This window comes from Mycobacterium sp. URHB0021 (assembly GCF_054057895.1).
In genome coordinates this window covers 1829444-1846661 of sequence record NZ_JBSRZT010000002.1, presented here as the reverse complement: position 1 = coordinate 1846661, position 17218 = coordinate 1829444, and the positions used below count along the sequence as shown (strand labels likewise).

Genomic DNA, 17218 nt, shown 5'->3' with positions numbered 1-17218 from the left:
GTCCCAGACCCAGCTCGGCTACGTGTGACAAACTGCGCAATCGCAGCGCCACAACGGCTTCCACGAACACACGGGCAAGCAGCTAGAGGGTTGGCCGCATCGCTTCGATCGACTCACCCGCCATCCAACGGGCGCCGACGTGCGTACGCGGCGACTTCCCCGGCGAGGCGCCGCGCACCCATCCCAGCAGGCCGGACCGGCAAGCCGGTCACAGGCGACCGGCATGGTCGACGGTCGCACGCCCACGCGCTCGGTTCGCCGCGCCGCACCAGGCTATCCGGCCAGCTGGGGTTGATTATCGGTGCGGCCGGGCGCGTGGTCAGCTGTTTGGCTCGTCAGGAGCGGTGGAATTCTTGCAATTGCTCTTTCTGGCGACGTGTTTTGGCGGTGACGGCTTGCGCGGCGATGCGGAGTTGGCCGGCGCGTCAGTAGAGGGCTGGCGAGTTGTCGTCCGCGGTAGTGGATCACATCAGTGACCGACGCCTGCTGGCGCAGCAGCGCGCGTTCTTGCGCACGGAGCTGACGGAACATGGCCCGGAAACGAGTAGTCGGCTACTCGCGACCTACGGCAGAGTCGCTCCTACGCTCGTCGAATCAATGTGCCGCCAGATCTCTTTGAGGAGACAATCATGAACGACTCTGGTTCTACACCCGCGATGCTTGGTCCCACTTCGAAGGACGCTACAGGCGAAGATTTCACCGATGCGAAGGGACGTCATTGGATCGCAGTAGGCGAGGTGAGTCTGAAAGAGGTGAACGAGATCGATGTTGCGGAGACTGAGCAGGAGAGGCGCAGCGTGGAGGACTATCCCCCGCCGGGGCCAGACCCGCGCACCATGTCGAGAGAACAATTGGCCGAGAAGTTGCGGCCGAGGCGACTTGTCGGCGGCTACGAGTACCGACTGGAAGAACCAGATTTTGAAACCGCGGACCTGATTCTCGGTACGGAAGGAGTTCCCAATACGCCAGAATCGTTGGGTGGCAAGAGTGCCTTCGCCCGACCGAAGTACATCATCGGTCCGGACGACCGACGACGAGTCGACAACCCGCGTTTCTTCCCCGGGTCCGCCAATGCGCATCTAGCGACACAGAACTGCACGGCCACCATGATCGGACCCAGCACTGCGTTGTGCGCCGCTCACTGCTTCTACAACGATGGTTGGATCTCCTCGAGGAGCATCACTTTCGGCGCGAACACCAACGCGCCAACCGCTCCTTTCGGAAGCTTCCTCGCCGACAGCCTCACGCTGCCCGGAGCTTGGAACCACCCGGGCGACTGGGACTGGGACTTCGCGGTTCTGGAATTCAGCCCGTCAAGGCCCCGTCTCGGAGACCAAACTGGCTGGTTCGGGACCGGCGAGAACTTCAACGGTTGGAAAACGTGTATCGGCTATCCAACCGATAAGCCCGTTCCGTCGCAATGGATCAAGGGCGGAACATTCACCGCTTCGGTCGGAGCGCGCTATCAGCACAACCTTGACATCATTCCAGGGGACAGCGGCGCCGGGATATACCACAACGACGACAATCGCTGTAACGCGATCCAATCGTCGCAGTGGTTCGACAACTCAACGACCCCAACGCGGTTTTGGAACGAAGGTCGGCGGTGGGATTCGACCACTTATAACTTCTTCCACACGTACGGAAACTGGCCTCGCGCGTAGCGCGACAAGGGGATCCTGACCGGGATCGGAACACGCCCGCACCCTTAACTGCGTCGACAGCGTCGGCGGAGCTTCGTCGCCGTGAGCCAAGTTCGACCAACACCGACGGCGGACTGCCGCCGGTAACCAGAAACAAACAATAGGAGACAGACATGACTGACAAGCCTGCTGAAGAGGGTTACAAACAGAAGCTGATTATCCTACGTGCTCCTGCGCTGGGTGCTACGCGAGACCCGAATGCCGGCGTGGGCGCCATCCCCGCAGAGGCGGCCGCCGCAGAGGCAGCGGCGAACGTCAAGGTGGAGTTCGATGAGCGCGTCAGCAGAGACACGGTTCGCGCGATCATCAACGACCCCACCGTGCTCGGTTTCGCCCCTGCCATGCCAATGAAGCTCGTGGAACCACTCGAATCGCCGCCGGGCGTCGTTCCGGAGGCAGGCCCGACGACGTGGGGAGTCGCTGCCGTTGGTGCACCTACCTCACCATTCACGGGCGACGGAGTCACGGTGGCAGTCCTCGACACGGGAATCGACGCCACCCATCCAGCCTTTACGGGAGTAAACCTCATCCAGAAGGATTTCACCGGAGCGGCGAGCGCCAACGACGATGTTGGGCACGGCACCCACTGTGCCGGAACAATATTCGGTCGCGAGGTGGGTGGACTTCGGATAGGAGTGGCCACGGGTGTAACACAGGCGCTGATCGGCAAGGTACTCGGCGGACCCGCGGGGGGCGGAAGTGACATCCTGAGCGAGGCAATGATCTGGGCCGCCGACAACGGGGCAAACGTCATTTCGATGTCGCTAGGCATCGACTTTCCAGGTTGGGTCGAAACACTCGTAACGGAAAACGGCTTCAGCATTCCCGTGGCCACGTCAATTGCGCTCGAACAGTACCGAGCCAACGTCAGGCTGTTCGAACAGCTGTCGAATCTGCTCGGTGCGAGGGCTGCTGTAGCGCAGACCGTCCTCGTGGTCGCGGCTGCCGGGAACGAGAGCGGAAGGGATCAAACTCCGCCCTTCGAGATCAACGTGGCGCCACCTGCTGCATCCGCGGGGATCATCGCAATTGCAGCGCTCGGGCAGAGTGCCGCTGGGCTGGTGGTCGCACCCTTTTCGAATACCCGTGCCACGGTCGCCGCGCCGGGTGTCGATGTCGTCAGCGCGAAACGTGGTGGCGGTACGCGCACGCTGAGCGGAACAAGTATGGCTACACCGCACGTCGCCGGGGTCACTGCCCTATGGGCAGAGAAGCTCGCGCAGCAGGGGCCTCTGAATCCAGTTCTACTCCAGGCCAAGCTGATTGGCGAAGCTACTTTCGGCAGCCTTGCAGCCGGCACGGATCCATTAGATGTAGGTTCGGGCATCGTTCGGGCGCCGCAGGCGTAGTCGGAGGTAGCGGGCTTCTCTGATCCAGCGCACCACGACAGCCGCACGACCAGCGTGTGGCCGCGGCGTAGCGGGCAGGGGTTTCGACGACCTCGGCGTCGGAGATCAACTCACCGGCGTCGGGGTTCCGACCGCGACGATGAGGAGAATGGCATCGAGGGCAGTCCCGCGGATCTTCGTGGTGTGCACCCTGGTTTCGGGTGGAAATGCCGCGTCGGGCCGAGTGGTTATCGGCGACTTCTAACACGAGCACAACCATCGGCACCGTCACTGAGCCCTGGGCTATCTCACCCCGGCCAAGTAGGCTATCCGCCGGATCGACGGGTATCGGCGGGCGCCCTATACCGTCCCCGGCGACAGCCCAATCAGCGACAGGTAATAACAGGTCTGCGCTATCAGCGGCATTCTTTGCGTCGCCCACAATTCCCCGCGGGCAGGTAAACGGCAGTCTCCGCGGCGAAGCTGGACATCAGGCCATCGCAGTGCGGCGCTGAAGCCCGTCGCCAGGCGAGCGCCCGCTCTCGACGCAACTCAGATCCCGACGCAAGTACGTAGCGACCGTATAACGCGTAGTCGTCTACTCATTCGTGCGAGCCAGAAGCAGCGCAAGCTCATGCTGACGGGTTTTGGTCAAGCGTTCAAAGGGTGTGAGAAGTATGAGAGTCGGAGCGGGACAAGGCTTGTATCAGGCCCAGTCGTCGATGGCTGTCACCATTGTTACACGGACGGTCGCACGGCCCCCGGCGGTGTCGCCCAAACAATCACCGACCTGGGTCGTTGATCGCGAGGTCACCGACCATCAACTCGAGGCCGAGTACGGCGCAGGCGAAGATATGGCGCGGACGCCTCGAATGTCTCGCAATATCCCGCTGGAAATCACGCTGCTCCTGGTGATTTTTGCTTTCATTGCCGGAATTAGCTGCTTCGTCGCACCACGGCTACTCGACTCCAATACGCGCCCATCGCCGATATCGGATGCGCCGCCCTATTCGGTATCGAACGTCTCGCGCTGTTCGGTGCGAGCCTGGCCGGATAAATTGCGATCCGATCCCTGCGCCCGACAGCTGCCCCTTATGGGGTTGGGATCGCATTCCTGCTGTTGACGTTGCCGAGTGACACCTTCCTCGGCAAGTCGTGGGTCACGAGTGCATGTCGCGGCCGGCTGCGTGGCGGCCCGGCGTGTCCTCAGGATTGGGCGCGCCGAGAATCACGTCAGCTAGGCGCTCCAGCGCGGCGGCGATGGCCCACAGCGCGTCGGCTTGGGATCCGGCAGTTCTCTGACACAGCGGACTCAGCAGTCGACGAGTGCGCGGCCATGGTCGGCTTTGCGTGTGGTGGCTGACCGCGCGGCTCACCTCGTGGGGCGGCATCTCGCGTGAGCGGGTCGGGCCGGTCGGTATTGCTGATATGGGGTACGTGCCTTTCGTCCCATCGAAGCCAGTAACCGAGCGGGCCGTCGCGGTAGGCCAGGGCATGGTGGTCGCCATCGTGACCGTGGTCGAGTTCGCATCCGTGCACCCAAGCCACTTCGCGTGACGGCTCCAGCGCGGTCAGCGACCGCCACAGTTCCTCATCGAGGAGCACCGTGGCATAACAGCGATCGCCGATCATACTGCCGCCCGGCGGCCGATAGTGGTCGCGGACCGCAGCGGATGTAAGTGCGTCATCGTGCCCCTCTTGCTTGTGAGCCGCGGTTCAGATGCAGTATCCGCCGATTGGGACAGCATGTTGCGGAGCCACCAGGTAACAAACTGACGCACGACCCGCCGACAGACGGTCACGGGCTGCTTGACGACGACACGATGGGATGGGCTGTTCGCAGGCCTCAGTGCTAGTCACGGCCTGGTGCATTCGCGCCGGCGAAACCGCGCCGATTCGCGGCCGGGCCGTCATAGACGGGATCTGAAAATGTCAGCCGAACATTGGCAGCGCGGCGCCGAGAACTATTACCTACGGATTGTTGAAGGAGGACAGAGAAAGGTTGGCGTCGCAGGTCTTTGAACTCGTAGCAGCGTAAGGCCGACACATTGATCGACTTATGAATCAGCGTCGTGGCTGCACGTTAGCGGCGCTCGCCGGACGAATTGCCCAGCCACGCGATCAAGATGGACGCCCAAGCGACTCGGTATTTCCTGAACACCGCGATACCGAACAAGACTCCTACCGTTGCCGCTGAAAGCGATTCCACCGGATAGGCGGTATTCCGAAGAAGGCGGGCTGTACCAGCTGTCAGCTCATCCTTCGTCGACCGCGGTAGTCATAGGTACACGCTAGCCAAGGCTGAACGTGACTACCGCGTTGTTTCCGCCCCGGCACGTGACCCAGTCACCGGACCTGATGCAGGCCATGGTGTAGGTCTGTTTCGTAACCGGGCTGAAAACGTCGATCTTCACCGAGTCGCCGGGTACAGAGAAGTACGTGTCACGGACGTTGTGGGCGAATTCGCACGAGGTGTTGGGGCCGGCAAAGACACCGCCACCGCAGCCCGTCTGGTCGCCGCCGCCTTCCTGAGTTGTCAACTCGTCAAGTTTCATCAGTGTCTCAGGACCGGCGATGCCGTTGACCGGCAACCCGGCACGGCGCTGAAACTCGCGGATCACGGCTTCTGTCTTCGGACCGAAATCGCCGTCTTCCTCCAACTTGGAATACGCCGGATAGTCGTGGTTCAGCAGCACCTGTAAACGTCGGACCTGATCTCCCTGATCGCCGCTCCTCAGGGTGACGGTGGGGTATGGGGGCATGGCCCTCTTCCTTTCGTTTGGGCTGCATTCGGTCGTTTGTAACAAGCGGAGAGTAACTACTGCGAATAACGCCACGCATGAGTAGTTGACTACTTGATTGGGGTCTTCTCGCGGATTAGTTGTTGCGTCTGCAGGCAGGCCGGGTTCGTCACGGCACTGCGTTTACCAGAGATTGATACGAATCTCGGCTATCAGATGCTTTTCGCGGAAAGCTGCGAGTTCGCCTCCACAAAGACGAATCGCACGCCAAAAAATTTGAGGACGAGCAACAATGTCTTCGTGCCGAAGACACCGCCGCCACCGATACCCGCCGCAACGACGATCCAGCAGGTCGTCGATGCACTCGGGACGATCATCGAGTGGTCGATCGAGGCGTCCAGCCGGTTAGGGTACTTCGCGGCGCTGTACAAGAGGGTGACCGTCGCCGTCGGCGTCGCCGTGGCCGACGGCCAGTTCGAGGACGGTGCGCGGCTGGAACGGCTCGACGCGGCTTTTGCGAACCGCTATTTCAATGCACTGAACGGACACTTCCACCCGGACCGCTTTCCCAGACCGACACATTCATGGCAGGTCACGTTCGACGCGGCGAGTCGACCCGAGCCGATTCTGGCGCAACACATGTTCGCCGGGGTGAACACGCACATCGGTCTCGATCTCGGGATCGCCGCCGAGGTTATCTGTCCCGGCCCGCAGTTGACCACGCTGCATGAAGACTTCAATCGGATCAACGCCGTGCTGGCCAGCCAGGTGACCGGCACGGTCGACGACATCAACGAACTCTCGCCGGTGTTAGCCGATTTGTATGCAGTCCTGAAGAACGACGAGATCAGCCTGATCAACGACACGGTGCAGGGTTATCGCGACAGTGCCTGGAGATTCGCCACGATCCTGGCGGCAACGCCGGGTTTCGCCGATCCCGCCGCGATCGTGCTCCGCGACCTTCAGATAGCCCAGCAGGGGGCGCTGTTCTACAAACCGCCGCTGCCGATCTCGGCGTTCGTCAGCGCCATCGCCGCGCGCGAGAGCCGCGACATCACGTACAACCTCAGGGCATTGGATGAGATTGCCTCGACACCGGCGCCGGTCAGGACAATCCTGTGACCTGACGAATTTCGGCTCCCGTCCACCTGCCGATCACGAGAAAGGAAGGCACTCAAGCCGATACGGGTGGAAGACAACGGGCTGGTGCACTGTCATAACAAGATGGTCATCATTGATGGTGCCGCGGTCCTGGTCAGTTCGCAGAATTGGTCCGATTTCGCGGTCACCAAGAACCGCGAGGCCGGCCTGTGGTTACCGCATCGCGACATCGCACAGTATTTTCAGGGGATCTTCGACGTTGACCGGCGCACCGCGTTCCGGCGTCCCGAAGAGATGTTCGGCGATGAGGACGTCTCCCGCGAGGCCCTCGGCAAAGGCGCTTCATCAGGGTGGAGCGAGCCGACTATGACGAAGTGTGACGGCGACCCCGATGGTCGCGACAGGACGCCGCTGCAACCCCAGAGTTCAGCCCTGGGTTGAATATTCGGTTGCCGCAAGGCAGAACGCGATCAAGCCCGCGCATACCTCACGGATGACGTCCTCGGCTTCATCCCATGTCGGCTGAAAACTGCGGCCGCATTCGATCGTGAAGCCGTAGACCTTGGTCTTGGCGCTGTCGGCGAAGTTGCGGCTGAACGCATAATCATCGCTGGCACCCGAAGTCGGATACAGACCGTACGCTTGCTCGACGCCGTAGCCGACACCGCGGACCTCCGATATGGCCTTGTCCATATGCTGGGTGAGCGAGGTGACGATGTCGAGATCATCTTCGGAGATGTACTCGCCGTACGCGGTGTCGTCCTTGCGGCCCCGTACCTGGTCGAAGGAACTGTTCAAGAAATTCTGTGCGGTATGCGCTGTCTGATTCTGATCGCTCCCCCAGCTGTGCAAGATGATCGGGACGGCACTGTGCACATCGATATGCCAACGGATATGGGGACTGCTGTCCAACAGCCAGACTATGTTGCGCGTCTCGGCTTCTGACGCGGGGGAAGGGCCCCGGTAGACGTTCCTGTCGCACGGATCAGCGGAAGCGCTGACCCCCGAATCGGCCGCGAACTTCACCGAATGATCCCACAGGAAGTCAAAGTTGCGGTTGATGTCTACGCCGACGCATCCGCCGCCATTCGGGTTTCGGTTCTTTCGCCACTGCGGATCCGCCGTTTGGCTGAATTGACGGCCATCCGGATTGGCGCAGGGGTAGACGAGGACGTTCAGGGATTGCATCACCTGCCGGATCTCGCCCGCGGCAAAACTCTTGTCGCCGTAGCCCAATCCAGTTCCCTGGTCAAAGGCCTCCAGCAGGTCGGCCGCCAGCGATATCAGCGCATCCGGCGGCACCCATTCCCTGGCGTGCACACCGCCAAGGATCAGCACGTCGTCGTGTTCAGCGTCCGTGGCACCCAAACGGAGAACATGGGTCTGGCGCCCCTCATGGGTGGAGTTGGGAACGGTGATCAACTCCGTTGTCGCCGGGTAGGCTGCGGCAAGGTTCTCTAAAGCGGATTCGATTTCGTCGACGTTGAGGTAGGCCACCGCACTCACTCCTTGCGTCCGAGCCCGCGTGGGACTGCCCCGCGAGCGGTGAATCGGTTGCCTTCTCCAACCTCCTGCTGGCGCTGCACCCCGACCTCGGTCACATTCTCGACCACCTCGAGTGATACACCGCCTGCCGCGCGCGACCCGCGTGCGGTGTCGAGTTGTGCTTCCGGTAGGTAGGCGTCGAGTACGAATTCTGTACCTCGACGGCGCACGACGGGACGGCAGCCAAGATCATCGGGTTGTATTTCATCGGTGAAAGCTTTGAGATCAGCCAGGGATCCGGCCGTAACTTCGACATGGAAGACAGGCCCCTCAGTCATCCCATTTTCCTTTCGACGTGCGTGGAGTCTTCATGAATATCGCCGCTGACTACACCTGTATGGACGAGACCGCCATCTGCACAGCATCATTCGCGTTCACCCGGCCGAACCCGTAGTCATCGTTGTGCCCGTTGGCGTCGTACACAACTCCGCCGATCTTGCCCGCGGATTCGTGCATGACCGCTCGCAGTTCATCACGCGTCATACGGGGGTTCATCGACAACGCGAGCGCCGCGCATCCGGCCGCACATGGCGCGGCAAAGCTTGTGCCAGTGCTCGTCCCGTAGGCACCATCGCCCGTGGTGCTGAAAACATCGACACCTGGCGCGATCAATTCAACTTCGGGGCCGCGGGCCGCGTTGTCCTCCAGATCTTTTCTGGTCGACCGGACGACAGCGATGACGTCGGGATGGGAGACGACTTTGTCCTTCAGGACATCAACGTTTCTGCCGTTGCTGGCGGCCCAGAATATCGCCAAGCCGCGACCAGACCTACCGTTGGCCGCCGCAAACTGCAGCGCCAGATCCAACGTCTGGGTCAGGTCCCAGTCCGCTCCGTTGGGTCCTAGGCTCGATACCAGAATGTCGGCCCCGTCGGCCCCGTCGCCCCCTTCGGTGGAAGGGTCGGCCGTATAGGCCACCGCGCGAGCCAATGTCGTCTGAGTGCCGACCTGGTCGCCCAAACATGCAACGAGCATCAATTCGGATTCCGGCGCCGCGCCGCAGCCTCCGGCGCTGTTATTGTGTCGGGCACCGACCATGCCCGCACAAAAGGTGCCGTGATCGCCGTCGGGCATCCCGACCGTACCCGGCGTGAACGTCGCGGGATCGGTGTCGTCAGCGAAAAAGCCGGATACCCTGGCCACCACGCCGGCTTTGAGGTCTTCATGCTCGGCGCTGAAGCCGTTATCGATGATCGCAACGCGAATGCCTTTGCCGCGCGTCTGTTCCCATGCCTTTTCCGCACCGACATCCGCGCCGGCCAGTCCTCCGTTCTGGCCGGTGTTCGCCCATTGCCATTGTTCGTCGAACCGCGGATCGGTTGGCGTCATGCGCACCGGGATGTGTTCGGTGAACGCCGGCTCCGCGAATTCGAACCGCGGGTCCTCGTGCAGTCTCATCGATGCCGCCAGAGAATCTTCTTCGGGCCCGGCATCCACCTCGAACAAATTCGGTGCAAAACGCAGCCGGCCACGTACCCGCAGGCCCGCGTCGGTCACGATTGCCTCCGCTTCGGCTTCAGAGAAGTCTTCCGTAACCTGAACGTTCAGCCGCTGCGTAGCGATTCCAACGGTGCCGTTGTCGCGCCTGACCACCACCCCGACGTCCTCGGTTCCCGCTGGGGGCTCCCCGGCATCTAGCGAGCGCGACACGTCGGGCGCCGGTTCGACGAACAACCAATTCGCATTCTGAAACGCCTCGAGCGCCTCCCGCGGTATGCCCGCATCCGCAGCCCGAACTTCGGTGCCGAGCGTCTCAGCGGCGGGGAGTAGGCCGCGGTCGTCTGGTGTGACCTTGAGAGCGACCACGTCATCGAGAACCTCGACCGACTTGCGTTCCCCTCGCGAGTAATACTCCCGGTCCATGCTGAACTCCTCCGGCTTGGTTCGGCTTACTAAACGGGCCAGCTATTGCGGTGGACCCGATTGACTGTCTTCTTGGATTGTGGCCTGCCCGCGTCGCGGTGGCGCGAGTAGCGCACTACTCGATTCGGGAAGCCCCTCGAGTCGCCCTATGGGTTGACCACGGCCGCCCATGAAATCGGCCACACGGTGGGGATGCCGCATGAGCACCAGAATCATTCACCGGAATCGTCTACAACAACGTGCCGCGGACCGTTGCAGCCCTTTCCCCGCGGCTTGACTAGTTCGTCAGCCGAATACGCAGATTGTTGCCGTTGGTATCGATCAAACGCATGTTGACAGGGCGGGCCGCGGTGGATGCGATGCCGATGCACAAATCAAACGCCTACTGTTAGACGTACACCGGACCGCGGTCACCGGACCAGATCTTCCCGCTCGCGGATTCGGCGTACTAGCCCGCGTAGCGGTTCTTGGTGCGCGACGGGAAAGCCGTTCCGCCAAGCGCGATCTGTCACCATTCCCGGGTTCCCCACTGGCCATATGCCGCGCAGCCGTACGGCGAGTGAAACATCACCGCCGCCCGCACCGTGGAATTGGTTTCATTGGTAAACCGGATCTCGCTCATTTCGCACCCCTGCGTGCGGCGCGGATGCTGTCCGAGATCGACGTCGCCGGCTCACCGGAGGCAAGCGGCGGCAACCGAATCGACGAACTGGATTGTCCGATTCTGATGGGTTGCGGGACATCGACACTCCACGCCCTACAGCTACATACAAGCAGTCCTTCGGCGTTGCGTCACGAGCGCCGACTACTCGAATCGGTGTTGACGCGTGCGCACAGCCTTCCCCAAAGAGGTCTGCGGTGGCCTTTGCCGCACGTCCCACCATGCACGGGCATGGTTATGCGGCCGTGGTCGTGCGTGACCCGTTTGAGGGCTGACCTTCTTATCAGGCGGGTCTGCCAAACGCTGCTTGGAACGGGATTCGGCAGGCCCACTGTGGGTTGTCGATGAGCGGGTTTCGGTTACCTTGGATCTCGGCGATGGCAGCGTTGCGATGACGCTCCCACTCTCCCACCGGTTCTGCCTCGTGCCAGGCCAGCAGGATCGGCAGGCGTTCAGCCTGTAACTCGCGCGACTCGTCGCCGATCAAGCCGGGATACCGCAACAGGAAATACAGGGTGGCACGGGCGACCGCACCCTTGCCTGCTACGGGTTCGAACCGGCCGGATTCCGATCTGCCGCATTCGTCCATCACGGCTCTGGCATCATCGAAGTCGAAATACGGAGTGTTGTTGCGGAAGCTGTTGCAGCGCGATTCACAGGTGAACAGATGGTGCAGGTCGCCGCGCATCGGCTCTTTCTTCGCGAACGACGACTGCGGCACCACATGCTCGCAGTTGTAAGGCATCAGGGCGTCCAGCTCGGCCAACTCGTCGGTGAAGGCGTCGGGACCGATTGCCACCTCCCGGGTCATGAGATCTCGCAGGCGGATCGTCCGCTCCGCTTCGATGCGCGCATCGTCGCGGATCACGTCCTCGGGGTCAAACGTTTTGCCGGAGTAGATCGACCGGAGTTGGCGGTCGGGATGCAGGTCTACCCACGGGTACACCATGACTGCCGGTTTGTAGCGCGGCGTATGCGTGTGCGTCTGCGTCACGAGCGTCTTCAGCGCATGCAGAAGGTCTGGGCCGCTCGTTGTCGCGTCCACGGCGCTGTAGTACTGTGCGGCCGCGTCGGCGTCGACCGCAGCAACGTAATAGGGACGATCCCGGTTCGCGGCCAGACTGACCAGCCCGTCGTCCAAGACGGCTTCGTCCAGTTCGGCTGAGCCCGGAGACATCGGTCGGATTACCTCGAGTTGCTCGCTGTCCATGGTCATGTCCTCTCAACCTCGCTGAACTGACTGCGCCAAACCTGAGCTCTCGCAATATGAATTGATGTCATGGCGTTCACGCACTATCCGGCGTTGTCAGCCTCGGGCAGGCCTGGGCAGGCCGCGATGTAGTCGATCTCCGGCGCGACGACTTGATTCCATTGCTCCCTACTCATGTTATGGGTCAGCTTGGCACACAACGCCTCTGGCGAAGGGAATGGTATCGGCCAGCGTCGCAGCGTGTGGTCGTCGCTGGCCGACGTAAGCTTCGTCCCGTCCGGACTGAAGTCCAAGTCGGTCACCGGACCGGTGTGACCGGTGAGCGGTGCACCGAGCTGGGTCTGGTCGGCAACATTCCACAGCCGGATGGCGCCGTCCGTGCCGCCAGTCGCGAGAATCCGCCCATCGGGACTGAACTCGGAGGCGCCTACGGAATCCAGTTTCATCGGGCTTCCGACGGGTTGGAACGTGCCGGTATCCCACAGCTGCAGAGCAGATACCGACCCACTCATGCTTCCAACGGCGATCAACTTGCCGTCGCGGCTGAACTCGAGCGTGCTGACTATCCCATCTGCTCTTATCGGTTCGCCCATCGGCTTGCCGGTGTCGGCGTCCCAGAGTTGGAATTGCCCGTTGGTCCCCGTGGACTCGCCGGTGGCCAGCATCCGCCCGTCCTCGCTCAAACTGACCTTGGTCACCACCTGTCCGGGCACGACCGGTTCGCCGATTGGCCGCATGGCGGTGGCATCCCACACCTGGACGGTGCCGAGGTCGACCGTCGCCGCGATCCGGGCTGTCGTGTCCTGCCCGCTGATCGATCGCAGGTTGAGGATGTCGGGTGGGATGCGCAGAGGCTCACCGATGGGCTTGCCAGTGTGCGCATCCCACATCCGGATGACGGTATTGTCCGATCCGATTGATAACAACCGGTCCTGTCCGAACGGGTATAACGACTCCACCTCCGAATCGCCGACGCGCAGCGGTTGCCCGATCGGGCGTCCCGTGGCCGTGTCCCACCACCGCACCGTGTTGTCTTTACTGCCCGAGGCGATGCGGCGGCCATCATCCGTGAACTCGGCACTCGACACGGAGTCGTCGTGGCCGGCCATCGGCTGCCAACTGGTCGGGTCCCATACCCGGATGGTGTTGTCGTCACCGCCAGACACCAGTCGCCGGCCATCTCGGCTGAACGCCACACTCTCGACAACCGAATCGTGCCCATTGAGCGTGCCGATCTCGCGACCCGTCGCCACATCCCACAATCGGATGGTCTTGTCGCCGCCGGCGGAGGCGACGCGGGCGCCGTCCGGGCTGAACGCGACGCTTAACGCCACGGCGTTGTTGCGCAGCGGTTGACCCACCGGGCGCCCGGTGGAGACGTCCCACAGGCGGACGGTCCTGTCTTCGCTGCTGGAGGCAATCCGGGTGCCGTCCGGGCTGAACGCCGCGCTCGTGACAGTTTCGTCGTGGCCGCGCAACGGCTCTCCGATCGGCCTTCCGGTCGCAGCGTCCCACAACCGAATCGTCTTGTCGGTACCTGCGGTCACGACGCGGGCGCCGTCGGGGCTGAACGCAACGGTCAAAACTATGCTCGATGGGTCGTGGCCCGAGAGCGGCTCGCCGATCGGCTGCCCGGTTGCCGCATTCCACAGCTGAATGATGCCGAGGCCGGTCGAGGCAATCCGGGCGCCGTCCGGGCTGAACGCCAGGCCGGCAACGAGAGCGCCGGTGCCGCGCATCGGCTGCCCGATCGGCTGGCCGGTTGACGCATCCCACAATCGGATCGTCCCGTCCATGCCGGCCGAGGCGATGCGTGCGCCGTCCGGGCTGAACGCAACCGTCGTCACCCAGTTGTCGTGACCGCGCAGCGGCTGCCCGATCGGCTTCCCGGTGGTGGCATCCCACAACCGCACGGTCTTGTCGGTACTTCCCGACACGATCCGGGTGCCGTCCGGACTGAACGCCGCGCTCAACACCGCCTCCGGAAGATCGATCACCTTGAGCAGGTCGCGCTCCTGGTTCAGCGCACTCAGCAGCGGATTCTTTGCGCCCCGATATCTCGACGGGATGGCCATCGCGGCCAGCAACTCTTGCATGCCGAGCACATCGTCGCTGCCGCCCGATTGCAGCCCCGCCAGCATCAGCTGCGACTCTCCAAACAACCTTTGTGCCGTCGCGTCCATGAACGCGGCGTCGGCATCGTTGCGCGCATCGGATGCCTTGCGCACGTTGAGCACTGCCACCGCAGCCAGCACGATCGCCGCCACGCACACGAGCGCCAGCGCTGTTGCAAGTTTCCGCAATTGCCGGCTCGCGCGGCGCTCGCGATGGAGTTCGACCGCATGCCGCTCGGCAGCTTCGGCAAATTCTTGCTTCTCTCGTTCCGCGCGGGCCGCCAACTCCGCCGTCTCTTCTTCTGCCCGCCTGCGGTCGCGGTGTTCGCGCACGACGCCCGTGAGCACATCGTGTGTCAGCTCGATCCGTTGGGCACCGTGGTACTCCTCGAGCCGCAGCAACCGCGAACTGATCAGGCGACTGAGTTGATCGTCGGTAAGACGCGACGGCACGGCGTCCTCCCGGGCATAGCTGTCGCGAAAACCCTTCTCGGTGATCAATTCGGACTCGATGAACTCCGCGACACCCGGTGGCAGATCACGCACACAAGACGAGTAGTAGTTCGAGAGGATGTCGCTCTTGGCATCTTCGACCAGCTGCTCGTCGAAATGCTCCTGCCCGCGCCGCTTTCGCTCCTCATTGAGCTCACGACAGAACAGGCTCAGCAGCGCGGGTTCCACGTCCGAGTCCGCGAGGTCGTCAGCGACGTGATCAACGTCGACCCACGACGCATCTCGGCCGGAGTGGAGGTCCTCGCCGGCGACAATACGCACCACCCGCTCCGCCAAGTCAGCCGTCATCAGATGGGCGGCCGGCTTTTGCACCGCATCCAATGCCATTTCTGCGCGCAAGGGAAGCAGGCGCAACCGCGAACGCCCGAGCGCGGGAATCAGCGGACGCCATTCCTCGAGGTTCGGAAGAAAGTCTTCGCGCAGCGTGATCAGCAATTTATAGTTGTGCGACCGGAATTGGAACCGGGCAGCCTCGGTCTCGTCGTGGTCAATCCGTGCGGCCACCTCAGTCGGGATCCGGTTCTCTGCAAGGTCGCCGAGGTCGTTCATGAACTCCCGGACCAGCTCAGGAACCCGCTCACCGAGGGTGAACAGCTCTTCGAACTGATCGAGAACGATCACCGGTGTGAGCGGATAGTTGTGCGCACTCCAGAGCTCAAACTCCTTGCGATGCAAATACTCCCAGAGCGACTCATCGTCGGCGGGCCGCAGCGAATCGGGCGCGTTCGCCTGAATCGATTCGCACACAGATTGGTGTAGTTGGTTTGACAGAGGCGCCGAACCCCGCTGAAGCTCCAAGCGCACATAGATCGGCAGAAAGTTCTCCTCGCGAAGTGCCGGGAACAGACCGGCCCGTAGCAGCGACGTCTTCCCGAGTCCGGAGCGCCCGTACAGAACCGTAACCGCGGCGTCGCGCACGTGATTCAGTAACGACACCGTTTCACGGTCACGTCCGAAGAAGTAGTCGTGCGCATTTTCTTCGAACGACTCCAGCCCCGGCCACGGGTTCTCGTTGTCGAGTTGCGTGCCAAACGTTGTGGTAGTCATGCCGCTGTCCGCCGCATATTGCGAATTTCTTCGGTCAGCACGGTGATGAGCTCAGCATCCGGCTCGCCTCCGGCGGCTCGGCCAAAGTGCAGTCGCCGGAAGATATCCGGCATCTGGCGGTACCAACTGGGATTGCCGTCATAGTCGTCATCAATGACCATGGGCACGATGAAGCGCCGGCTCGGGATCGAGCGGGCGCGGTCCGCGGCCTCGTCCCATTCTCTGAAGACGTAGCCTTCGTCCGCATGTTCGGTATTCGCGGAGATGATCGGTATGAACAACCGGACGTTTCGGCGAATGCCGTTCAGAATCTCGTGTTCCCACGCGTCGCCCGGGCTCAGCCGCCGCTCATCGAACCACACGTCGCCGCCGAGACCTGCGATGGTGTCGTACACGCGCCGGGCGGCGTCCGCGTCCTCCCGCATGTAGCTGATGAATATCGTCGGTGTGTCTGCAGCCGCAACAACCGCGGCGCCACCACCCACCTCGGGCGGCCTCGCGCCGGCCTGCTTCTGCCAGCGCGCACGCAGTTCCGCGACGAACGCGGCAGGTTCCATGTCCAACTGCTGAACCAGGGTCTTCCGGCAGTACGTGGAAAAGAAGCTCGAAAGCAACGGTTCTCGTGACGCCGAGCAACCGGCCAAAAAGAACGGAATGCGTTCCATCGACAACCGGCTGTTGCTGGACATGCGCAAGAGAAATCGCCCGAGCCAGTCGGGAATCTCACAGCCGATGTAGAGCAGCGGATGTTCCTTCAGCTGATAGCCGGCCCAGTCAGGAAGGCTTGCCCTGTCGCTGAGCAACGCGTGCATCCATTCCAGTCGGTCCTCTTCGTGAATCGCGTACTGGGGCGTCGAGGCGGCTTGGCCGAAAAGACTCAGAACGACGGTGTCCGTGGCCGCGGCCGGTTTCGCATTCAGCGACTGTTCGCTCGTCGACTGATTCGGCGAGAACGAGAGCTCACGCGTCATCGCCCGCCCCCGAAAGCGCACCTCATTGATCGCCTTCGCGAGCACCCGATCGGGCGTTGTGCTCACGAACAAGCGCAGGTCATCAATCGCCGCGAGGTCGCGAAGTGCATCACCAGGCTCCGGATCGACGTCGACGATGATGTCGTTGATGACGCGATACAGCCGCTCAATCTCGTCTTGGCCTCGCTCGCGCACAAACGCGGCCACCGCTTCATCCATGGTCGTCGTCCCGGGCGGCACCGACAGGTTCCAGCGTTCGACGAGACGTTGGCCGACCAACGTGCTGAAGGTTTGGTCTGCGCTGCCGTCATTGACCAAAGTCACATCCGGCCCCACCACCGGCACCAGCACCCGCTGCCGAATATGCGCGAGGAGATCGTCCCAGAAATCGTCGTTCATACCTACATGCTCGATTCGGCCG

At 62.4% G+C, this 17218-nt stretch carries 14 protein-coding genes; 7 read left to right on the top strand and 7 right to left on the bottom strand.

Annotation, left to right across the window (positions count from 1 at the left end):
- The first annotated feature begins 629 nt into the window (after nucleotides 1-629).
- The 4 genes from ACVWWN_RS11355 (at nucleotide 630) to ACVWWN_RS11340 (ending at nucleotide 4588) form a co-directional block, all read left to right on the top strand.
- Nucleotides 630-1664: a trypsin-like serine peptidase gene (locus ACVWWN_RS11355; protein WP_457143983.1), complete on the top strand. Its 1035-nt coding sequence runs from the start codon at nucleotides 630-632 to the stop codon at nucleotides 1662-1664.
- A 152-nt stretch (nucleotides 1665-1816) separates the two neighbouring features.
- Nucleotides 1817-3052 carry a S8 family peptidase gene (locus tag ACVWWN_RS11350; protein ID WP_457143982.1) on the top strand — a complete coding sequence of 412 codons (1236 nt, stop codon included), beginning with the start codon at nucleotides 1817-1819 and terminating at the stop codon, nucleotides 3050-3052.
- Between the two features lie 656 nt (nucleotides 3053-3708).
- Nucleotides 3709-4155 (top strand): hypothetical protein, encoded by a 447-nt coding sequence (locus ACVWWN_RS11345; protein WP_457143981.1) that lies wholly within the window; start codon nucleotides 3709-3711, stop codon nucleotides 4153-4155.
- A gap of 226 nt (nucleotides 4156-4381) precedes the next feature.
- The gene (locus ACVWWN_RS11340) at nucleotides 4382-4588 is read left to right on the top strand and encodes a hypothetical protein (RefSeq protein ID WP_457143980.1); all 207 of its coding nucleotides are present in this window, start codon (nucleotides 4382-4384) and stop codon (nucleotides 4586-4588) included.
- Nucleotides 4589-5322: 734 nt separating this feature from the next.
- Here ACVWWN_RS11340 and ACVWWN_RS11335 read toward each other — a convergent pair.
- Entirely contained in the window at nucleotides 5323-5793 is a 471-nt protein-coding gene (locus ACVWWN_RS11335; protein ID WP_457143979.1) for a peptidoglycan-binding domain-containing protein, read from the bottom strand.
- A gap of 279 nt (nucleotides 5794-6072) precedes the next feature.
- Between ACVWWN_RS11335 and ACVWWN_RS11330 the strand changes: the two genes are divergently transcribed.
- Together ACVWWN_RS11330 and ACVWWN_RS11325 are read left to right on the top strand one after the other, a co-directional pair.
- The gene (locus tag ACVWWN_RS11330; RefSeq protein ID WP_457143978.1) at nucleotides 6073-6894 is read left to right on the top strand and encodes a DUF5995 family protein; all 822 of its coding nucleotides are present in this window, start codon (nucleotides 6073-6075) and stop codon (nucleotides 6892-6894) included.
- 102 nt (nucleotides 6895-6996) lie between these two features.
- Nucleotides 6997-7314 (top strand): phospholipase D-like domain-containing protein, encoded by a 318-nt coding sequence (locus ACVWWN_RS11325; RefSeq protein ID WP_457143977.1) that lies wholly within the window; start codon nucleotides 6997-6999, stop codon nucleotides 7312-7314.
- Here the strand turns inward: ACVWWN_RS11325 and ACVWWN_RS11320 are convergent.
- From ACVWWN_RS11320 to ACVWWN_RS11310, 3 genes are read right to left on the bottom strand one after another with little or no spacing between them, the layout of a single operon-like run.
- On the bottom strand, nucleotides 7300-8370 hold the full coding sequence (locus ACVWWN_RS11320) for a M14 family metallopeptidase (RefSeq protein WP_457143976.1): 1071 nt from the start codon (nucleotides 8368-8370) through the stop codon (nucleotides 7300-7302). The genes ACVWWN_RS11325 and ACVWWN_RS11320 overlap by 15 nt on opposite strands.
- Before the next feature lie 5 nt (nucleotides 8371-8375).
- On the bottom strand, nucleotides 8376-8696 hold the full coding sequence (locus ACVWWN_RS11315; RefSeq protein ID WP_457143975.1) for a hypothetical protein: 321 nt from the start codon (nucleotides 8694-8696) through the stop codon (nucleotides 8376-8378).
- Between the two features lie 49 nt (nucleotides 8697-8745).
- Nucleotides 8746-10092 (bottom strand): S8 family serine peptidase, encoded by a 1347-nt coding sequence (locus ACVWWN_RS11310; protein ID WP_457143974.1) that lies wholly within the window; start codon nucleotides 10090-10092, stop codon nucleotides 8746-8748.
- Between the two features lie 342 nt (nucleotides 10093-10434).
- Here ACVWWN_RS11310 and ACVWWN_RS11305 point away from each other — a divergent pair, with 342 nt between their 5' ends.
- Complete coding sequence (locus tag ACVWWN_RS11305; protein ID WP_457143973.1) at nucleotides 10435-10617, top strand: reprolysin-like metallopeptidase; 183 nt, start codon at nucleotides 10435-10437, stop codon at nucleotides 10615-10617.
- Between the two features lie 608 nt (nucleotides 10618-11225).
- Here the strand turns inward: ACVWWN_RS11305 and ACVWWN_RS11300 are convergent.
- The 3 genes from ACVWWN_RS11300 to ACVWWN_RS11290 all read right to left on the bottom strand — a co-directional run bounded on the left by ACVWWN_RS11300 (nucleotide 11226) and on the right by ACVWWN_RS11290 (nucleotide 17196).
- Nucleotides 11226-12158, bottom strand: coding sequence for an endonuclease I family protein (locus ACVWWN_RS11300; protein WP_457143972.1), 933 nt, complete (start codon nucleotides 12156-12158; stop codon nucleotides 11226-11228).
- Between the two features lie 77 nt (nucleotides 12159-12235).
- A complete protein-coding gene (locus ACVWWN_RS11295; RefSeq protein WP_457143971.1) occupies nucleotides 12236-15826 on the bottom strand; it encodes an nSTAND1 domain-containing NTPase in 3591 nt (1196 codons plus the stop codon).
- Complete coding sequence (locus ACVWWN_RS11290; protein ID WP_457143970.1) at nucleotides 15823-17196, bottom strand: toll/interleukin-1 receptor domain-containing protein; 1374 nt, start codon at nucleotides 17194-17196, stop codon at nucleotides 15823-15825. Before ACVWWN_RS11290 ends, ACVWWN_RS11295 begins: the two co-directional genes overlap by 4 nt.
- Nucleotides 17197-17218 lie beyond the last annotated feature (22 nt).